Origin of the sequence: Afipia sp. OHSU_II-C1 (assembly GCF_000497575.1) — a bacterium.
Taxonomy (GTDB): domain Bacteria; phylum Pseudomonadota; class Alphaproteobacteria; order Rhizobiales; family Xanthobacteraceae; genus Afipia.
The window spans coordinates 127,937-144,788 of sequence record NZ_APJI01000016.1 but is presented as its reverse complement, the minus strand read 5'-3'; the positions used below and the strand labels follow the sequence as shown (position 1 = coordinate 144,788).

23 protein-coding genes are annotated in these 16,852 nt (G+C 63.5%); 3 read left to right on the top strand and 20 right to left on the bottom strand.

Translation table 11 applies throughout. The features are described from left to right. Window positions 1-128: 128 nt before the first annotated feature. From I554_RS0118645 to I554_RS0118630, 4 genes are all read right to left on the bottom strand, one after another. Window positions 129-3,986: a glycoside hydrolase/phage tail family protein gene (locus I554_RS0118645; RefSeq protein ID WP_024574032.1), complete on the bottom strand. Its 3,858-nt coding sequence runs from the start codon at window positions 3,984-3,986 to the stop codon at window positions 129-131. A gap of 216 nt (window positions 3,987-4,202) precedes the next feature. Next, window positions 4,203-4,643, bottom strand: coding sequence for an NlpC/P60 family protein (locus I554_RS0118640; protein ID WP_024574031.1), 441 nt, complete (start codon window positions 4,641-4,643; stop codon window positions 4,203-4,205). Further along, window positions 4,640-5,536: a DUF2163 domain-containing protein gene (locus tag I554_RS0118635; protein WP_024574030.1), complete on the bottom strand. Its 897-nt coding sequence runs from the start codon at window positions 5,534-5,536 to the stop codon at window positions 4,640-4,642. The genes I554_RS0118640 and I554_RS0118635 overlap by 4 nt, the downstream gene beginning before the upstream one ends. Then, the gene (locus I554_RS0118630; RefSeq protein WP_024574029.1) at window positions 5,533-6,177 is read right to left on the bottom strand and encodes a DUF2460 domain-containing protein; all 645 of its coding nucleotides are present in this window, start codon (window positions 6,175-6,177) and stop codon (window positions 5,533-5,535) included. The genes I554_RS0118635 and I554_RS0118630 overlap by 4 nt, the downstream gene beginning before the upstream one ends. A gap of 93 nt (window positions 6,178-6,270) precedes the next feature. On the opposite strand from I554_RS0118630, the gene I554_RS0118625 reads away from it, so the two are divergent. Further along, window positions 6,271-6,507 (top strand): hypothetical protein, encoded by a 237-nt coding sequence (locus tag I554_RS0118625; RefSeq protein WP_024574028.1) that lies wholly within the window; start codon window positions 6,271-6,273, stop codon window positions 6,505-6,507. On the opposite strand, the gene I554_RS0118620 is transcribed toward I554_RS0118625, so the two are convergent. From I554_RS0118620 to I554_RS0118590, 7 genes are all read right to left on the bottom strand, one after another. Next, on the bottom strand, window positions 6,504-7,088 hold the full coding sequence (locus I554_RS0118620) for a phage tail tape measure protein (protein ID WP_024574027.1): 585 nt from the start codon (window positions 7,086-7,088) through the stop codon (window positions 6,504-6,506). The two genes, I554_RS0118625 and I554_RS0118620, sit on opposite strands and share 4 nt — an antisense overlap. Window positions 7,089-7,091: 3 nt before the next feature. Continuing rightward, complete coding sequence (locus I554_RS0118615) at window positions 7,092-7,292, bottom strand: rcc01693 family protein (RefSeq protein ID WP_024574026.1); 201 nt, start codon at window positions 7,290-7,292, stop codon at window positions 7,092-7,094. Further along, on the bottom strand, window positions 7,289-7,618 hold the full coding sequence (locus tag I554_RS0118610; protein WP_024574025.1) for a gene transfer agent family protein: 330 nt from the start codon (window positions 7,616-7,618) through the stop codon (window positions 7,289-7,291). Before I554_RS0118610 ends, I554_RS0118615 begins: the two co-directional genes overlap by 4 nt. Before the next feature lie 150 nt (window positions 7,619-7,768). Then, entirely contained in the window at window positions 7,769-8,176 is a 408-nt protein-coding gene (locus tag I554_RS0118605; protein ID WP_024574024.1) for a phage major tail protein, TP901-1 family, read from the bottom strand. 10 nt (window positions 8,177-8,186) lie between these two features. Further along, complete coding sequence (locus I554_RS0118600; RefSeq protein ID WP_024574023.1) at window positions 8,187-8,597, bottom strand: DUF3168 domain-containing protein; 411 nt, start codon at window positions 8,595-8,597, stop codon at window positions 8,187-8,189. 185 nt (window positions 8,598-8,782) lie between these two features. Then, complete coding sequence (locus I554_RS0118595; RefSeq protein WP_024574022.1) at window positions 8,783-9,103, bottom strand: phage head closure protein; 321 nt, start codon at window positions 9,101-9,103, stop codon at window positions 8,783-8,785. Then, entirely contained in the window at window positions 9,100-9,669 is a 570-nt protein-coding gene (locus tag I554_RS0118590) for a head-tail connector protein (protein ID WP_024574021.1), read from the bottom strand. The genes I554_RS0118595 and I554_RS0118590 overlap by 4 nt, the downstream gene beginning before the upstream one ends. A 74-nt stretch (window positions 9,670-9,743) precedes the next feature. Here I554_RS0118590 and I554_RS0118585 point away from each other — a divergent pair, with 74 nt between their 5' ends. Together I554_RS0118585 and I554_RS0118580 are read left to right on the top strand one after the other, a co-directional pair. After that, window positions 9,744-10,511 (top strand): trypsin-like serine protease, encoded by a 768-nt coding sequence (locus I554_RS0118585; protein ID WP_024574020.1) that lies wholly within the window; start codon window positions 9,744-9,746, stop codon window positions 10,509-10,511. Between the two features lie 109 nt (window positions 10,512-10,620). Next, a complete protein-coding gene (locus I554_RS0118580) occupies window positions 10,621-11,031 on the top strand; it encodes a YbaY family lipoprotein (RefSeq protein WP_029660816.1) in 411 nt (136 codons plus the stop codon). 372 nt (window positions 11,032-11,403) lie between these two features. Here I554_RS0118580 and I554_RS25720 read toward each other — a convergent pair whose 3' ends face one another. The 9 genes from I554_RS25720 to I554_RS0118530 all read right to left on the bottom strand — a co-directional run bounded on the left by I554_RS25720 (window position 11,404) and on the right by I554_RS0118530 (window position 16,791). Further along, window positions 11,404-11,616, bottom strand: coding sequence for a hypothetical protein (locus I554_RS25720; RefSeq protein WP_024574018.1), 213 nt, complete (start codon window positions 11,614-11,616; stop codon window positions 11,404-11,406). A gap of 71 nt (window positions 11,617-11,687) precedes the next feature. After that, window positions 11,688-12,068 carry a DUF2019 domain-containing protein gene (locus I554_RS0118565; RefSeq protein WP_024574017.1) on the bottom strand — a complete coding sequence of 127 codons (381 nt, stop codon included), beginning with the start codon at window positions 12,066-12,068 and terminating at the stop codon, window positions 11,688-11,690. Then, window positions 12,065-12,967, bottom strand: coding sequence for a hypothetical protein (locus I554_RS0118560; RefSeq protein WP_024574016.1), 903 nt, complete (start codon window positions 12,965-12,967; stop codon window positions 12,065-12,067). The genes I554_RS0118565 and I554_RS0118560 overlap by 4 nt, the downstream gene beginning before the upstream one ends. Window positions 12,968-13,150: 183 nt before the next feature. Then, a complete protein-coding gene (locus I554_RS0118555) occupies window positions 13,151-14,422 on the bottom strand; it encodes a phage major capsid protein (protein ID WP_024574015.1) in 1,272 nt (423 codons plus the stop codon). A gap of 105 nt (window positions 14,423-14,527) precedes the next feature. Continuing rightward, window positions 14,528-14,902, bottom strand: a complete 375-nt coding sequence (locus tag I554_RS0118550) for a hypothetical protein (RefSeq protein ID WP_152527746.1) — start codon at window positions 14,900-14,902, stop codon at window positions 14,528-14,530. Between the two features lie 5 nt (window positions 14,903-14,907). After that, window positions 14,908-15,630 carry a hypothetical protein gene (locus tag I554_RS26055; RefSeq protein WP_051373144.1) on the bottom strand — a complete coding sequence of 241 codons (723 nt, stop codon included), beginning with the start codon at window positions 15,628-15,630 and terminating at the stop codon, window positions 14,908-14,910. Further along, a complete protein-coding gene (locus tag I554_RS0118540) occupies window positions 15,627-16,139 on the bottom strand; it encodes an HK97 family phage prohead protease (RefSeq protein WP_024574012.1) in 513 nt (170 codons plus the stop codon). Before I554_RS0118540 ends, I554_RS26055 begins: the two co-directional genes overlap by 4 nt. A gap of 241 nt (window positions 16,140-16,380) precedes the next feature. After that, window positions 16,381-16,572, bottom strand: a complete 192-nt coding sequence (locus I554_RS0118535; protein WP_024574011.1) for a hypothetical protein — start codon at window positions 16,570-16,572, stop codon at window positions 16,381-16,383. 3 nt (window positions 16,573-16,575) lie between these two features. Next, entirely contained in the window at window positions 16,576-16,791 is a 216-nt protein-coding gene (locus I554_RS0118530; RefSeq protein WP_024574010.1) for a hypothetical protein, read from the bottom strand. Window positions 16,792-16,852 lie beyond the last annotated feature (61 nt).

Sequence of the window (16,852 nt, the reverse complement as noted above, 5' to 3'; positions counted from 1 at the left end):
GTGGGAGAGGGTTGGGGTGAGGGCGTAGAAGCTATCGAGAGAGCGTACTCCCTCACCCGATGCACTTCGTGCATCGACCTCTCCCCACGGGAGAGGTCACGCAGAACTGGACACCTTCGGCGACACCCTCAGAGTGCGAGGGTGAATTCTGCCGGATGGCCGCGTCCGACGGTGCTCGACATCTGCGAGACGCGGCCATGCAGGCTCGATTGCGGCGTGCCGAAATCGGCAAGTTCGTCGGCGCTCGCATACAGCACGGATGGCAATGCCGACGAGATGCTCCGCACCACGGAGGAGCCCGAAAGAATATCCAGCGTGTAGGCCTCGGTGTCTTCACCAAGAGGCACCTCGACAGTCCAGTTGTCGCCGTCGCGGCGGGTCCGCCTGATCCAGGAGACATGGATGCCGTCAACCCCACGCACCGCTTTGACATGCACAGGCGACAGCGGAAGCAGCGCAGTCGGTTGCGGTGTCACCGTGAGCGCGAGTGTCGACGGATCATCATGGCTGCGGCCGGTCGCCACGATGCGCAGATCGATGGCGCGATCGAGTGCACCAAGGCCGCGCGCAATCGTCGCCACATGATCGTCGAGCAACACAAACGGCGAACCGGCGGGCAATGGACCGGCAATCGCGTATTCGCTGCCCGCCTGCCCGCGCAAGAGCCGCGAGAGCTTGTAAGTCTTATCGTCCACCAGCTCGGCGTTGGCGAACTGCAGGATCTCCCATTCACCTGATGCGTTCAGCACCGCTGCCGCATTGGCGCCGTCAAGCACGCGCGCATCGGCCACGGACGCCAGCGCGCCGCCGTAAAGCATCACGCGCGCTTTACTTCCGCGATCCCAGCGGCTCGTGGGCCCGGCGGGAAGCGGATCGAGCGTCTCTCCGATGATCGAGGGCGCGAACGCCGTCGCCGCTTTCTCGAAACTCAAACCGTCAGCCGAGCGCCACACCGTCACCGAACCCGGCCAGGGATCGGCGAAAATCGCCAGACGCGTCAGCACGGGCGGCTCGGATGAATCGATGCCCGGCAGACTGAGCACCAGCGCCTGCACCGGACCTAATGCCGGTGGAATGGCTGGCGGTTTCACCCGCGGCGCGGACAACGGCACGGAGAAGACCTCCGGATCGATGCTGCGCGCCTTGACCTGCCGCGATTGCGTATCGACCAGTTCCGAAATCTCGAACAGCCGCCGCCGCGCATTGATGGTCACGCCGATCACATCGCCCGGTGCGAGCGCCAGCGCGTTCATGCCGAGCGAAAATTCCGCGCTTTCGCGCCCGGCCCACAGATCCTGCAGCCAGATGTCGGCGCGGCGTGTCGCGGCGGCATCATCGGTGATGACGGCGAAATCCGAATGCAGGGTGCGGTTCGATCCGCCGACCAGCCGCCGCGAGGTGACGGCAGAGCGGCGATAGTCCGCCGCGCCATCCGTGAAGCCGAACGAGATTTCGCGCGGCAACTCGGTTTCCTGCCCGCGTGTCAGCCGCGCCCGTGCTCCCTTCTGCGGATCGACCATCTCGTCCTCATCGATCTCCGCCACTGGCGGCACGCCGCGCTGGACGAACGTCAGGTCGCCGCCCGCCACCGTCGCGTCGAACGCATAGGCCATCGCCAGCGGATCGATCGCGGCACGCGGCGACATCGGCCGGTCGATGACATAGCCGTCGCAGCTTTCGCGCAGATTGTCGGTGCGCGCGTCCGTGACATTTGCATCATCGAGGATCGCGCCGACCAGTGCATCGAGCGGCGCGGCACCTAGCCGTCCGGTCAGCCAGTGCCCGGTCTGCCAGTTCGGGCCGTCGCTCCAGACATCTTCCGCTGCCGGAAACACCGGATAAGGCCGCGCGTCCCAGGTCCACAGGTGCAGACCGGAAACATCGAGCATCCGCCCGCCGTAAACCGGCGACACCGGATTAAGCGTCGCCGCCCCGAAGTCGGGATCGAACGCAGCGATAACCGCCTCGAGATAGCGGCGCTGGATCAGATCGTCGCGCTGACCGTTCGAGAAATATGGAACGGTGCCCTCGATCGACCGTGCATCGGGAAACGCGCTCGGCTGGTTCGCGCCCTTGTCCACGGCGGGACACCCCACTTCCGTCAGCCAGATCGGCTTGCTGCGCGGCGTCCATGACGTTGCGCTTCCGACTTCGACGCCGCCGACGCGCTCGATGTGCGGGTTGGCCCACCAGCTCCACAAATCCTTCGCCCGATAGATCCACGGCTTGCCGAGGCCGTCGGTGATCGGCGCGCGTGTCTGTGCAGAACGCGCGGCATCGTCGGCATAATACCAGTCATAGGCCTCACCGCCGCTGAGGTTCGCCATGAGGTAGTCGCGATCATGGATCGATAACGCGATGGTCGCATCAAGCTGTCCTGCATCATCGCGCCAGTCGGACAGCGGCGCATAGTAATCGATACCCACTGCATCGATGGCCGATGACGCCCACAGCGGATCGAGCGGAAAACGGACCTCGCCGCCGATGACATGCGCGCCGTATTCGGTCCAGTCCGCGCCATACGTCACGACAGTGCCTGCGCCGACGACGGCCTTTACATCCGAGGCCAGTGTCGTCAGCGCCTGCACCGCCGGATACACGCCTGACGCCGAGCGAACGCGCGTCAGCGCTTTCAGTTCCGAGCCGATCAGGAATGCATCGACGCCGCCGCAGGACAACGCGAGACTGGCGTAATGCAAAATCATCCTGCGATAATTCCAGCCGCTGGTGCCGCCGCCGGAAAAGAAGTTCGCAATCTGCGTCGCAGCCGTGCTCGTCCCGTCTGGCGAGCCGCTCACGCCCGGCGCTGGATTGCATGTGATACGCCCGCGCCAGGGATAGACCGGCTGCGAGGACGCGCCGGTCCATGGATCGGTCAGCGCGTTGCCCGCCGGAATATCCATCATCAGGAACGGATAGAGCGTGACCTTCAATCCGCGCGCTTTCAGCTCCGCGATCAGATGCCGCACGCTGTCGTCGGACGGGGTGCCCCCGTAGGCCGGACGCCCTTCCACCGAGGAAACAACCGAGGCAGTCCCCCGGCTCAGCCCCGCCACAGACCACGTCCCGCCGGATGTGACCTTGATCGCGTTATCCACGCGCGGCTGCACGGTGCAATTTCCCGCGCGCAGATCGTTGCCGAACCACGTAACGACAATCGCGACACGTTCGAGATTGGGACAGGTCGCCTGAAGATCGTCCAGCGAAGCGATCACATCGGAGGGCGCATTGGCGACGTGACGGTTTTCCGGCGCGGACTGGCCGGGGCCGAGTACGCGCACCACGGCCGATGTTTCGTAACCGAATTCGGTCGCGCCGGGGATCAGCGTCACCGCGCGCGTCATCTGTTCGAGCTTGCCGATCGGCCGTACGATCTCGAACGACAGTTGCGGAATGCGATTGCCGAAATCCGCCAGCGGCAGCCGCTCGAACACGACATAGGCCAGCCCGCGATAGGCCGGCGCATTGCCTGCGCCCTCCTTCGCGACGATCAGATCGTCCGCGGCCTGGTCTTCGCCGCCGCGATGAACGCGCACGTTGAGGTTCGACGTATCGAGCGGCTTGCCGTCGGCCCAGATGCGGCCGACATGGCCGATCTCACCTTCGCAAAGCCCGACCGCGAAGTTCGCATAATAGGAATACGTCGTCGTGGTGACGCTGCCGCCGCCACCTGTGATCCCGCCTTTGCCCCCGCCGCTGCCACCCTCGGTGCGCGTGGAGACGACTTCCTCCAGCCGCGTCGCCCAGATCACCTGCCCCGACAGCCGCGCGCGGCCATAGACCCGCGGGATCGGCGCGCCCTCAGTGGAGGCCATGACGTCGAGGTCCGCAAGGCGCGGCCCCTGCACGGTGCGGTTTTCCGCAAACAGCGAATGATCGATGACATTGCCGACCAGCGCGCCGGCGATCCGCCCCGCGATGGCGCCGGCCGGACCGAATACCGCACCCGCCGCGCCGCCCGCGATTGAAAGAACGAGAGCTGCCATGGAAGGCCTATTCAAACACAATCAGAATGTGAAACCAAAACGAGCACGATGCGCTCCCTCTCCCCGCCCGCGGGGAGAGGGTTGGGGTGAGGGGCAGCGAGGTGCGCGGAGCCCGCCCCTCACCCGGATTGCTTCGCAATCCGACCTCTCCCCGTAAAAACGGGGAGAGGTGAAAGCGGGATTGCTTCGTCGCTACGCTCCTCGCAATGACAGGGGTTAGTCCGTCACTCCCGGAAACCGAAACGCAAATGCGAGCCGCCGCCACCAGGGCGACAGCGCGACTTCGCACACCGCAGCACCATCGTGAGCGTGAATCATGGTGCCCTCGCCGGTCGCAATCGCAGCGTGCTTGGCGACAAATCCCTCGCGCCAGCGGAACAGCAGCACGTCGCCTCCGCCGATCTCGTCGCGCGCCACCGGCACGAGATGCCGCGTGGCGGCGTCCACCAGCGTCTCCGCGCCAGAGGCTTCGGCCCAGTCCGGCGCATAAGGTGGCGGCAGCTCCGGCTCCTCGCCGATACAGTTGCGCCAGACCCCGCGCACGAGGCCGAGGCAATCGCAGCCGACACCTTTCAGCGAACCTTGATGGCGATAGCGCGTGCCGATCCATGCGCGCGCCTCGGTAACGATGGCGGCGCGGGTGAGAGGTGTGCTCATGAGTCGCCACCAAAAGCCCGACCATCATTGCCCGCCCCCGCATCCGGCGACGCGATGACGAAGTCATTGCCCGGAATATGCGGGAAGCCGCGAAAGTTGACGGCATTGGAAAAACGCTCGCGACAGGTGGCAAACCGCTTGTCGCATCCCGCCGTCACGGCGAATGCATCACCGCTCGTGATCGCTTCTGGCATCGCCTGCCACAGCGACAGCCGCGCGTGTCCCGACGCCATGCGGTGATCCTTGATCTCCACGGACAGTCCGGCGTTGGCGCCGGACGTCCAGGTCAGCCTGCCGCCGGTGAAAACGCCATCCGCAAACGCATCGAGCCCTGCCGCAACGAGTGCAGACGCGGACTCGATGGACATCACGCTGCCCGCGCCTTGCAGCCCCGCAGCCACGAGATCGAACCTGCAATGCACGTCGCCCAGATCAGCGCTGCATCGCGCGGTGAACAGCCGCCCGCTCTGTTGCGAAAGCGAGTCCGCCAGCCCCCGCAACTCGGCGCTGAACGCCTGCCCCTCGCGCTTGACCTCGCCGAGCGTCGAGCGCGCCGTCAGCACACGCAGCGACACGTCGCTCCAGTCCACCAGCCAGCTTTCGACACCTGCAGCGTCATAGCGGCCCGCGGCGAGATCGCTTTCGAGCAGCGCGTCGTCCGACAGCGCGCCGGCGATTTCCGCGCCATCGACCGAAAGGTCGAAGCGGCTGGTGGCTTCTGAAGACGTAAAGCCGGTGCCGGCGCGATAGGTCACGCCGGCGATGACCAGATCGTCATCATGATCGGTGAAGCCCTGCACCACACCGTCGCGCCGCGAGAGCTTCCAGCAATGCGCCAGTGTGGTGACGCCGGAATCAAGCCTGGCCTGAAGTTCCGATGGAATGTCTCTCATGGGCGGATCTCCACCAGAGGAATCTTCGGGATCGCGCCCGCAGCGAAAGCCGACAGGTCGACCTCGAGATAATCGGTGTCGAACCGCACCGGCACATCGAACAGGAAGCCTGCCGTCACTGCCGCGCCGCTCGCAGGGGCGTGTCCCGGCAAAAACGTGACAACGCCCGTTGTGGGGTCACAGGTAAACGCGATGCCCGCTGAAACCTCGCTGCCTGCGACCGCGACCCGCACGCTGCCCGGCACCGGCTTCGCGACAGTACGTGTGTAAGGCGCATAGGTGCTGCCGTAGGTCTTGACCAACTGAAAAGCCGCACGAGCGCCATCGCCGATGCCCAGCGTCTGGTCGAGCGGCGTCGCGTTCGACGCAGGCGCCGCGGAGGAATGATCAAGCCGGTCGCGCCAGCGGAAGCCGTAGAGCTGTCCGCGCCGCTCCTCAAAGAACGCTACTACCTGCTGCAATGCGTCGAGCGTCTTGACGCCGTAACCGGCATCGAAGCGGCGGCGGGAATGGGCCCAGCGTGCGTTGCGCTCTTCGCGCCCGGAGCCAAAGGTAATAATGTCGGTGCGCCGCTCGGGTCCGCCCGCGCTTTTCAGCGCGACATCGAGCGGAAACAGCACCTCATGAAAACCGGCGGGCATGGTTCAGTCCCGTGTTTGTTAACGACGGCCGGGAACCGATGCGCCCGGCGGACATTGATTGATCGGAGATCGCCACGAACGGGAGACCGGACCATGGCCCAGTGCGAAACCTGCGGAAACGACTACGACAAGGCATTTCAGGTCACGATGGGTGGCAAGACCCACACCTATGACAGCTTCGAATGCGCGATCCACGCCCTGGCGCCGTCATGCGCCAACTGCGGCACGCGCATTGTCGGTCACGGGCTCGAGAACAAGGGCACGTTCTATTGCTGCGACCACTGCGCCGAGCACAAGGGCGTCAAGGGGTTGCGCGACCGCGTGCATTAAAGGCTGCGTTGCCCGCGCGACACCGCGCGCGCGATCTGGCCGGTGATGTAGTTCTCCGAACGGCGGAAACTTTCAAGATCCGGCGTGGCGATCTGGATTGTGACGTTGTTACCGCTCGTGCGCCCGGTCACGCCGAGCTTGCCGTCCGGTCCCCGCGCCAGCGGCATGATCGCTTCCGGCCCCGCCTCGCCCGCAAGGCCGACGCCGCCCTGCATCAGCGGGAAATATGTCGGCGTGCCGATCACCCCGCCGCTCGCGAACGGCTTCACCGCCCCGGAGGCAGCAGCCAAAGAGACCCCGGCCGATGACCCCGTTCCGGTGAGGCCCGAGAGCAGGTTAGACAACCCGCCCGCAATGCTTTTCTCCAGCGGCCTGAATGCGAGACGCACCGCCATGTCGGACAGCCGCAGCGTCAGCGACTTCAGCACGTCGTCAAACTGCCTGCCGCCGACGACCGACGCCGTAAACGCGCTGGTCATCGCCCGCGAAAATGCCATCGCTCCGGTCGTGAGTTCGCGCGTGCGCAACCCAAGCGCGCCAAGCGTCAGCGAAACGTCGTCGCCAGATGAATCGATTGCCATGAATTACTCTCCACGCGGTTTATCGGGAAACGCCTTCATCAAGTTGTCGAGCGCTGTGCGGTCCATCGGCGCTGTGATCGGACCGCGCACCGCCGCGACTGCGCAGGCCAGTTCGCGCGGCGTCATCCGCCAGAATTGATCCGGCGACAGATGCAGCACGCCGATGCCAAAGCCAATCGCTTCATGCCAGGGAAACGGCTTCATCGCGCCTCACCGATCGGTGTGTCGTCGAACGTCGCCGCAATCAGGTCGGCGGCAACGCGCACATAACCCGCCGCACCGCCGTCAACTGTCATGGCCGCGACTTCATCGTCCGACACAGCCTCGCCCGCGCCGCGCAGGCCCGCGGCGATAATTTTCGTCAGATCGCGCGATGACAGCCGCCCGGTGCCGAAGCGCTCCGCCAGTGCCATAAGGTCATTCGCACCGAACGCGGATTCCAGTTCGGCGAGTGCACCGAGCGTCAGCACCAATGTGCGCCGCCTGCCGCCGATGTCGGCGGAAATTTCCCCGCGATAGGTGTTGGGCATCTTTCTCTCTCATAAAGGCGCCCCCACCCCGGCGCTACGCGCCGACCCTCCCCACAAGGGGGAGGGAGAAGGAAGACGCCGCTGCGAATTTTTCATCCCTCCCCTCGATGGGGAGGGTGGCTGACCGAAGGTCAGCCGGGTGGGGTGAAATCAGTTCGCCGTAAATGTGAGCGCGCCGGCCGATTCCAGCGAAAGGTCGAACGTCACCTCGCCGTTGTGCTCGCCGGAAAACTCGAGACTCGAAATCTGGAACAGGCCTTCGATAATGCCGAAGTCCGGCACCAAGACCTGGCACAATTTCAGTGCGCCGTCGAAGAACGCCTGACGCACCAGCGCGTCAGAAGCTGTGTCCCTGAACAGTCCCCTGCCCGAGACCGACGCACGCTTGATTCCGGCACCCGCGAGCAGTTCGCGCCAGCGCTCGGTGGATTCCGCGTGGGTGACATCCACCGTTTCCGCGTTGAACGCGATCCTGCGGCTGCGCAATCCGGCGACGGTGACGAAGCTCGTGCCGTCGTGCATCTTCAGCAACAGATCCTTGCCTTTCTGGGCGCCCATTATTGTCTCCTCAGATCACGGGTTCAGTAACCGCGCGAAACCGCACCAGCGCGTGATAGGTGCGTCCGTCGGACTCGCGGCGGATGTCGGCGATTGAAAATCGTAAGTTGACCAGCCGGTGGCCATCCGGCTCCAGCGGTGCGTCGTCGAGCGCCTGCAACAGCGCACCGGCGATCACATGCGCCTCACGGTGGCCACCCTTGCGCGACCAGGCATGCAGCGTGAGCTGATGTTCCTGTGTCTGCCCGCCGTCGGACGAGGCATCGATCAGCCGCGCCTCGCCCAGCGTTACGTAAGGGAATTCAGCATCGCGCGGCGGCTCATCGTAAACCCGCGCCCCACCGAGAACGGATGCGAGCGCGCTATCCGCGAGCAGCGCGTCATGGATCGCAGCGCGCAGCGCCACGTTGGCAAGAGTCATAAATGGGGTCTTTCTTTCGATCTCCCCTTGAGGGGAGCTGAGTGTGTATGGCTCCCTCTCCCCGCCCGCGGGGAGAGGGTTGGGGTGAGGGGCAGCTTCTTTGACAAATCTGAGATCGGCCCCTCACCCGGATCGCTTCGCGACCCGACCTCTCCCCGTAAAAACGGGGAGAGGTTTCAAGAGGGTCACCCCATCCGCACGTCCGCATCGATCTCGATGAAGCGGCGATCGTCGCGCTCGCGAATCGAGACGATGCGATAGATCCGCGCGCCGTCGCTGAAGCGATGCTGGAGCGTCAGCGACAGATTGCTGCGCAGGACGATGCGATAATCCTGCGTCGCGCCGTCGGCATCGGCCTGTACGTCGCGGCGCGAGCCAAGCGGCGTCACCTGCGCCCACACCGTGGCGAACGTTGTCCAGGTCCGCACGACGCCGCCCTGATCGTCGGGCGTCTCGACCGGTTGCTGGACCGCCAGCCGTGTTTTCAACTGTCCGGGATCGATCATAGCGACAGCACCCGATGCGACGAAATCATGGCGTTGACGCTGGCCGGCATCATCGGCACAGACTGGCCAATGGCAATCAGCCCGCGGTTCTCATACCAGTGCGCCACCAGCATGCGGATCGCCTGCAACAATGTCGGCGGCACGTCCGCCCCGGACGCACCGAAGCCGACGTCGAGATCGAGTTCGATCCCCGCGACGCTGCGTCCCGGCACCGGCAGCGACCAGCTCGGCGCCGCGATGACGCCTGTGGCGGCATCGATCACAAAGATTTCCGGATCGATCGCGCTTGCTTCATTCGCCGCGCTGAACACGCGGGCCGCCGCAAGCGCCCGCAGCGGGCCGATGCGGGGTACGATGCGCCCGCTGTCCGGCCAGCGATCCAGCACCAGCCGCCAGGTCTGCGCGATCAATGCACTGCGCGTCAGCGCCTCGACATGGTTGCGTGCCGCGGAGACCAGCGACGAGATGATGGCGTCGTCGTCGCCGTGCTCCACGCGCAGAAAGCGCTTCGCGTCCACAAGCGAGAGCGGCTCCGCCGCAGGCGCGGTAAGAAGGTATGCAGGCATTGATGAAACCTTTGTGTTCAGTCGGTTACGCAACGCGGTTGACAAAGCGCGCCCGGCGAGGCTCAACCTTGCGGATGATCCCGCTTTCCCGCCTTTGCGCCGCCCTCGTCATTTCGTCGGTGTTCGTGCAGCCGTCGCATTCGATCACCGGCAGCCGCTCCGCGCCGAGCAGCGACGTTGCGCGATCCATCGTCACAGTGGTTGCCGCGGGTGGCGGCGTCTGCACCGGCACGATGATTTCGCCGAGCATTATCCTGACCGCCGCGCATTGCATCGCGCCGGGCACGGCCAATCGTGTGATCGACTATTCATCGAAGCCGCCGACGCTGATCGCGCCGAAGCAGGTCGCGGTGCATCCGCGCTACAACGCGCAATCCATCGCCGCGCATCGGGCAACAGCGGATGTCGCGCTGCTGCGCCTGTCCGCGCCGATGCCCGGCAAGTCGGCCGCGCTTCTCGGCGTGCCGCGCATTCCGTTTTCGCCGGTGTCGCGCTTCACTGTCGTCGGCATCGGATCGACGGTCGCCGGCAGCGATAGCGGCGTCGGCACCGTCCGCGCGGCGCCGCTCGCCGTCACCGGCCAGCCCGGCACATTGCAGGTGCGCCTGGTCGATCCGCAAACCCAGAATAAAAGCGCTGGCATGGGCGCCTGCACCGGAGACTCCGGCGCGCCCGCGTTCGAGGATCAGGACGGCCGCAGCGTCATCACCGGTGTGGTGAGCTGGTCGACCGGCGCAAACAACTCGGCGGGCTGCGGCGGCCTCACCGGCGTAACGCCGCTGACGCTCTACCGCGACTGGATCGTCACCACCGCGCGAAGCTGGGGCGCTGGGATTCCGTAAACGCCATGCGGCGGCGTGCCGCATCGCCGCTCCGGTTCCCCCCCAAGGGCCTGACAAACGGCCGGCGATCGCCTACCCTTCGATTCATAAAAAGAAACGGGAGCTCCTCATGATCTCACGACGCGGTATCGTCGCACTTCTCGCCGCGCCGCTGCTGTTGCCCGCCGCAACCGCAGGCGCGCAGACCACCATGCTGATGGGAACCGTGAACTACAATGAGCGCATGGCGCTGCCGCAGAATGCAACCGTTCTGGTGCAGCTCCTCGATATCTCGCTTGCCGATGCGCCCGCCCAGGTAATCGCCGAGGATCGCATCACCGGCGCCGCCGGCAGCCCGATTCCCTACAAACTGCGCTTCGACCAGAACCTGATCAAGCCGCGCCGCACCTACGCTTTGCAAGCCCGCATCTCGGACGGCGATCGCCTGATGTTCATCAACACCAACCGCCACGCTGTCTTCGCGGGCGGCCGCAACAACACGCGCATCCTGGTGCAGCGCGTGGACTCGCAGCAGCGCTAGGATCCGTCCGCGAATAAAACAATCTGTGAGGGACAAAGATGCATCGGGATCTCGCATATGGTCTTCGGCCAGTCGCCGTTGCTGCGTTGTCAGTCGCGCTAATGGCCGCCGCGTCGGCGCAGCAGAGCGACCCGAAAGTCAGGCAACGCCAGCACGCGGCGCCATCGCATCAGGCGGCAAAGCCGCAGCCCGTCGCGCGTCCGCGCCCAACACCCTGCTCCGAGTTCGGCGCAGGCTTCGTGCGAATGCCTGGCTCGGACAGCTGCATCCGCTTCGGCGGCGGTGTCGGGATCGGCGTGGGCGCGGTGCCTTGAGAAGCAACGCAAACGGCGGCGCGCGAAAGATCGCGCCTGCCAGGACCTTCCTCGCCCTTCAGCGCTGATAGTGATGGTGCTTCTTGCGCTTGTGGACTTTTGACGGTTGAACGGGTTGTACGGACTGCTGATACCGCTTTCGGGATTCTTCCAGCGCCCGCTGATAGCCCGGCGAATTCATGATGTTTTGTGCCGCCCCGCGCGCGGAAGCCGGGGACGCGGCGGAGAGGCCGGACGCCGCAACAAGCATCAACAAGGCAATTCTGATCATGGCGTCACGTCCGACCTTTTTTCACTCTTCCCAACTTTTCTCGCGAAAGACAGACCGCGAGCGGAGTAAATTCAGTTTCGCCGCAACATCTCAGCCAATTCTCCATCGAGCGAGCTAAGGTATAAGCCGGCTTCGATAGCGAATGGATATTTTCCTGAGTCCGCTATAGCTTGGATTTGCATTCGAGCCTTCTCGGGAAACATATTCATCAAACTTCTGCCAGCGTTGAGCCGCACGTTAAGATTTGGATGATCGAAAAGCCTCATGAGAGTCCTACCTCGATCGTCCGGCCGAGATTTCAGCTCGTCGCCGATTTCACGGATTTCGCCGCCTAGCCGGTTGACGACGGACATTTGCGCTAAATCGGATGCAACACTCTGACGTACACTGAGCTCAGCATATTGCTCGCACAAATCATCGACCTTCCAGGTCGTAAAGTCTCGCTTGCTCATTTGAGAACTCCATAATCCCGGAGCACTTTGAGTCCGTATTCCCTTCGGGTCTCAAAGTCCTTGTCTTTCAACAGGTCCCGGGGCGAAAGCCAGCTTCCGTCTCCCTGTTCGACCTTCCTCGCGTAGTGGCTGGTAATATCAAGATGCTTCAAGAACGGCACCAGAACGAGATTTTCGCGCCCCTGAACCAAATCCTCGGAAAAGCCCGCCGTTCGTGCAGCTTTTTCCTCTACAATGTGATGTCGGTGGTAGCCGCTCCTATCTTCTAGATTAACTCGATCCTGCAGTTCCTCAAGTGATCTTGGCGGATCATTAGCCGATTTAATCGTATTTATGATCTCGTTCGTTTCATCGATTTGCCTAACTGCTCCGAAGAAGGCATCTGCGAACGGAGAATATCGCCCTGCCAGCTTGATCCAATCGGCAGCTGAGCGAACAAACCTCATCCAGTCGCCACCTTTTTTCGGCGTCTCTGCCGGCACCTCAGGCGGCTCGTTGGATGGCAGCTCCGGCCCGCCGTCCTCGGATGTATTCCCCGCAAGCTGCGCGTAATCGGTATTGTCCGTCTCGCCCGGTGTGATCTGAAACAGCGAAAATACATCGCTGAAATTCGGAAGATCGCCGAAGTCGACATGTCCCATCGGCGACGCGGCAGGATTGGCTCCGTTGCCGGCACCGCCGCTTGAAGCGTCCGTCCAACGACCGCTCTCCCGCCCGTTCCCGGCAGGCACGCGCGGCTGGCTTGGGCTGTATTTCTGCTCCAGCGCCGGATAGACGCTCGCGGGATCGGTATCTGGTTTCAGAAACCGCGCGGCATCAGGGCGCAGCCAGCGATTGGCGTCAGGCCGCAGCCATCTTTGCCGTTGATGGCGTGCGAGGGCATCCTCGCGTGCGGACATGCGAAGAGATCCTGTGGGACATAATGAAAGGAAAAGCGGTCACACGTGCTGTACGGCGCTCACCTCTCCCCGCGCGCGGGGAGAGGTCGGAGACAGAGCGAAGCGAAGTCTCCGGATGAGGGGCAACTTTTTAAAGACCCCTCACCCCAACCCTCTCCCCGCAAGGGCGGGGAGAGGGCGAAGTCAACTCGCCGCGAACTTCACCAGCTTGATCGCATCAAAATCCTGGACGCCGCCGCCGACACGCTTGGTGGTATAGAACAGCACATAGGGCTTTGCGGAATACGGATCGCGCAGCACGCGCACGCCGACGCGATCCACGATCAGGTAGCCGCGGCGGAAATCGCCGAACGCGATGGAGAGCGAGTTCGCGCCGATGTCCGGCATGTCCTCGGCCTCTATCAGCGGGAACGTCATCAGCGATGCACGCCCGCCCGCCTGCGCCGGCGGCTGCCACAGATACGCGCCGCCCGAGTCCTTGAACTTGCGGATCGCGGCCTGCGTCTTGCGGTTCATCACGAAGGTGCCGTTCTGGCGATAGCCCGCCTTCAGCGCATAGATCGTGTCGACCAGCACATCGGACGGATTGGAGCCGGGAAACGCGCCCGCGCTGCCGCTCGCGACATAGCCGAGATTGCCCCAGGTCCACGAACTGTTCGCGACCGCCGTGTAGTTGAGAAAACCCTTCGGCTTGTTGCTGCCGTCGCCGTTGACGAAGGCGGCGCCCTCCTGCACCGCGAAGGTCAGCTCCACTTCGGAGGCGATCCACTCGTCGATGTTCACCGCCGAGTCATCGAGCAGCGTCGCGGTCGCTGCCGGCATGGCGTAAAGCTCCATCGCCGGGAAGCTCAGTGCATCGAGCGTCGGCGACGTGGTCTGCGCGCGCGAATCCGTCTCGCCGACCCAGCCGGTGGCGGGGCCCGCCGTCATAAACGGCTTCTTGTAGACATTGCCGGAGATCTCGCGCACCGACGAGATGGCGCGGATCGGCGAGATCACCGCAAGCCGCGCGCCGATCTCGTGCTCGAGTTCGGTGGGCACGAGATAACCGCCGTCGGCATTGGAGCCGGCGGAGAGCGCCTTGGTCTCCAGCGCGCGCAGCGCCCCGCTCTCGCCCTGGCGCACATAAGTCTCGAAAGCACTCTTGTGCTCACGCGCCGCGCCATCCGCAAAGCGCGAACGGCTGTTGTCCCGCCGGGTACCCTCAAGCAAGGGACGCGCGGATTTCAGCGCGAGCTCGTCGATCCGCTTCATCTGCGCGTCGAGCGCACTATTGATGCGATCGACTTTCTCATCGAGCAGCACATCGGCGCGGCGGCCCATCGATGCGAGGCGCTCGTCGTTCGACGCCTTGAACTCCTCGAACATCGCCATGATGGCGTCGTGCTCGCCGCGCGCGGCGGACGAGATGCCGGACTTGTGCTCCGGCGCAGTGTCGTTGATGTCGTAGTCCATATGGTTCTCCTTGGTTAGGATCGGGTTGAAGGTGAAATGCACAAACAAAAACGCCGCCCGGAGGGGGCGGCGAATTGCGGTCAGCAGTATCGTTAGCGACGATTGTTAATCAAAAGTGAGACTGCGAAGCAGTTCAGGAAAATACTCGCGCTTCAGATCGTCGATAATCTTATCTCTGGAAATAACAATGCCCATGCCAGGCCAGCCCTGCGGGCGTCCCGCAAGGCGAATGGTGATCCGCCAATCAGGATGCCGCTCAAGAATAAGCTGCAGCTTCTTTGCAATTGGGGGCCACGCCAAAGACAACGGCAATTCGATCTGCAGGACATCCCAGCCCCAGTCCTCATCGACGAGCCAGTAGTCTTTCTCCCCAATTATCCCCTCATGTGCAAAATCCTTGAGAACGGCTTCGGCTTCGTCAAACAACTTCTTCCAGATAATTTCGTGCGCTCGTATTCCTTCAAGATCATTGTCGCTCATCAGGGTCATTCCCTTCCACCGCGAATCCGGAATATTCGACGCAACATCCTCATGGTGCGATTAAAGTCCCGAATCTGAGGATTTTCCGTCTCCCTAATTTCCTTCAGAAGGTCCCTCGCTTGTTCGGGTGTCATCCTATTGGGTTCAATGTTCCGCTCTTTCATAAAGCGCTCGCTAAATTCACGAGTCGCGTCATTGTATCTGCGGTGTTCTTCGTCCCAATAATGCCCCTTCAACATACCGTCTATGTCAGTTCGCCCTTTTGGCAAGGTGCCCGTACTCGCCTGATCGAAAACACGACGGGTCTCTTCAGGCAAATCCCACTTCCCGAAAATGCTTTGCGGCAATTCATGACGACCACCCTTTGCATAATACGGCTCTCCGAAGCTATCGAGAAGAGGTTTTCCGTTGTCGCCCGCGAGCTGAACGCCATCGAACGCACCGTCGTTTGGCGTGATCTGAAACAGCCCGAACAGGTCACTGAAAGTCGGCAAATCACCGAGGTTGATCTGCCCCATCGGCGATCCGGAAATGGTGTTAGACCCGCCGCCTCCAACTTCCGTCCACCGGCCTCGCCAGTCACGCGGCTGGCTCGGACTGTACTTCTGCTCATCGGGATGCGGCGGCTTCTGCCAACGCGAAGTATCCGGATGAATATACCGCGCAGCGTCCGGCCGCATGAAACGTGCCTGCTGATGCGCGTTGTAGAGATCGCCATGCCGGATCATCGGCGCGCCTCCGTGTAACTACGCACACACGAAGACCTGCACTGCGGCGGCGCACCTTTTACCGCCCTCACCCGCGCGCCGGCGAGGAGCGGAAAGGTGACAATCGAGACTTCCCAGAGATCGACCTGATAGAGCTTGCGCACGCGCGTCTTCGGATCGATCTGGCCGCGCACGGTGCGATAGCCGATGGAGAGGCCGTCGATGGCCCCCTGCTCCACCAGCGCGAACAGTTCGCGTCCGCGCGCGACATCGGGGATCAGGCGTCCCCTCGCCCACAGCCCGCGAAAGTCTTCATGCAGATCGAGCCAGATGCCGACCGGCTCGGCGGGATCGTGCTGGAACAGCATCGGGATTTTTCGCAGGCCGCGCTGCGCCAGCGTCTTCGTGAACGCCCCGGGCATCACCATGTCCCGCGCCTGGTCCACCTCGCCGAACAGGCTGGCATAGCCTTCGACATTGCCGTCGCTTGAGAGCGAGATGCGGGAGGACGATGACATCGGCGCGTGCATGGGCATCCTCGCGAACGGCGCGTGGGTGGAGAGGCGTGAACTTTCAAAGATGGCTTGCGCCGCAAAGCGCGATTCAAACTCGGAGTCGTCCCCGCGAAAGCGGGGACCCATAACCGCTAGATTTTCCCCTGATCAAAGGAGGCCGTCCCGAACCATCGCGGGAAAGTCGATGGCTTAGGGAGTATGGGTCCCCGCTTTCGCGGGGACGACATCGGAAATAATCGCAGCGTTTTTTCGCGGGTTACTTCCCGCGCTTGGGACTCTTCCGCCGCGCCGGCTTGCAGCGCGGCGATTTCGCGGCCGGAGATTTCACCGGCGCTTTGTGCTGAATGCGATCGAGATGCGCGAGAAATTCGCGAAACACCGTCAGATGATCCGGCGACGACTTCTTCTCCGGCTGTATCGCGCGCAGCACCGTGTGCAACGTATCCATAACTCAATCCTCGCTGATGAAATGAGAGAGACTGCGATGGCCCTTCGCCCTGCGGTTGAAACGCGAGAGCTGGCGGACGAATTCGTCGAAGCGCCGCGACGCCGCCGCCAGTTCGCGCAGCGTCACCAGGAACGCGGCGCTCGCCGCCAGCGCCCACAACAGCAGCGCCAGATGCGCGAGATCGCCGCGCTCGGTGAAGATGCGGATCAGGTCGGACATGGGCGTCGTGCCCTCCAATTGGGGGGACAGCGGCCGTCCCGCGGTTGAGACCCTCTATCCT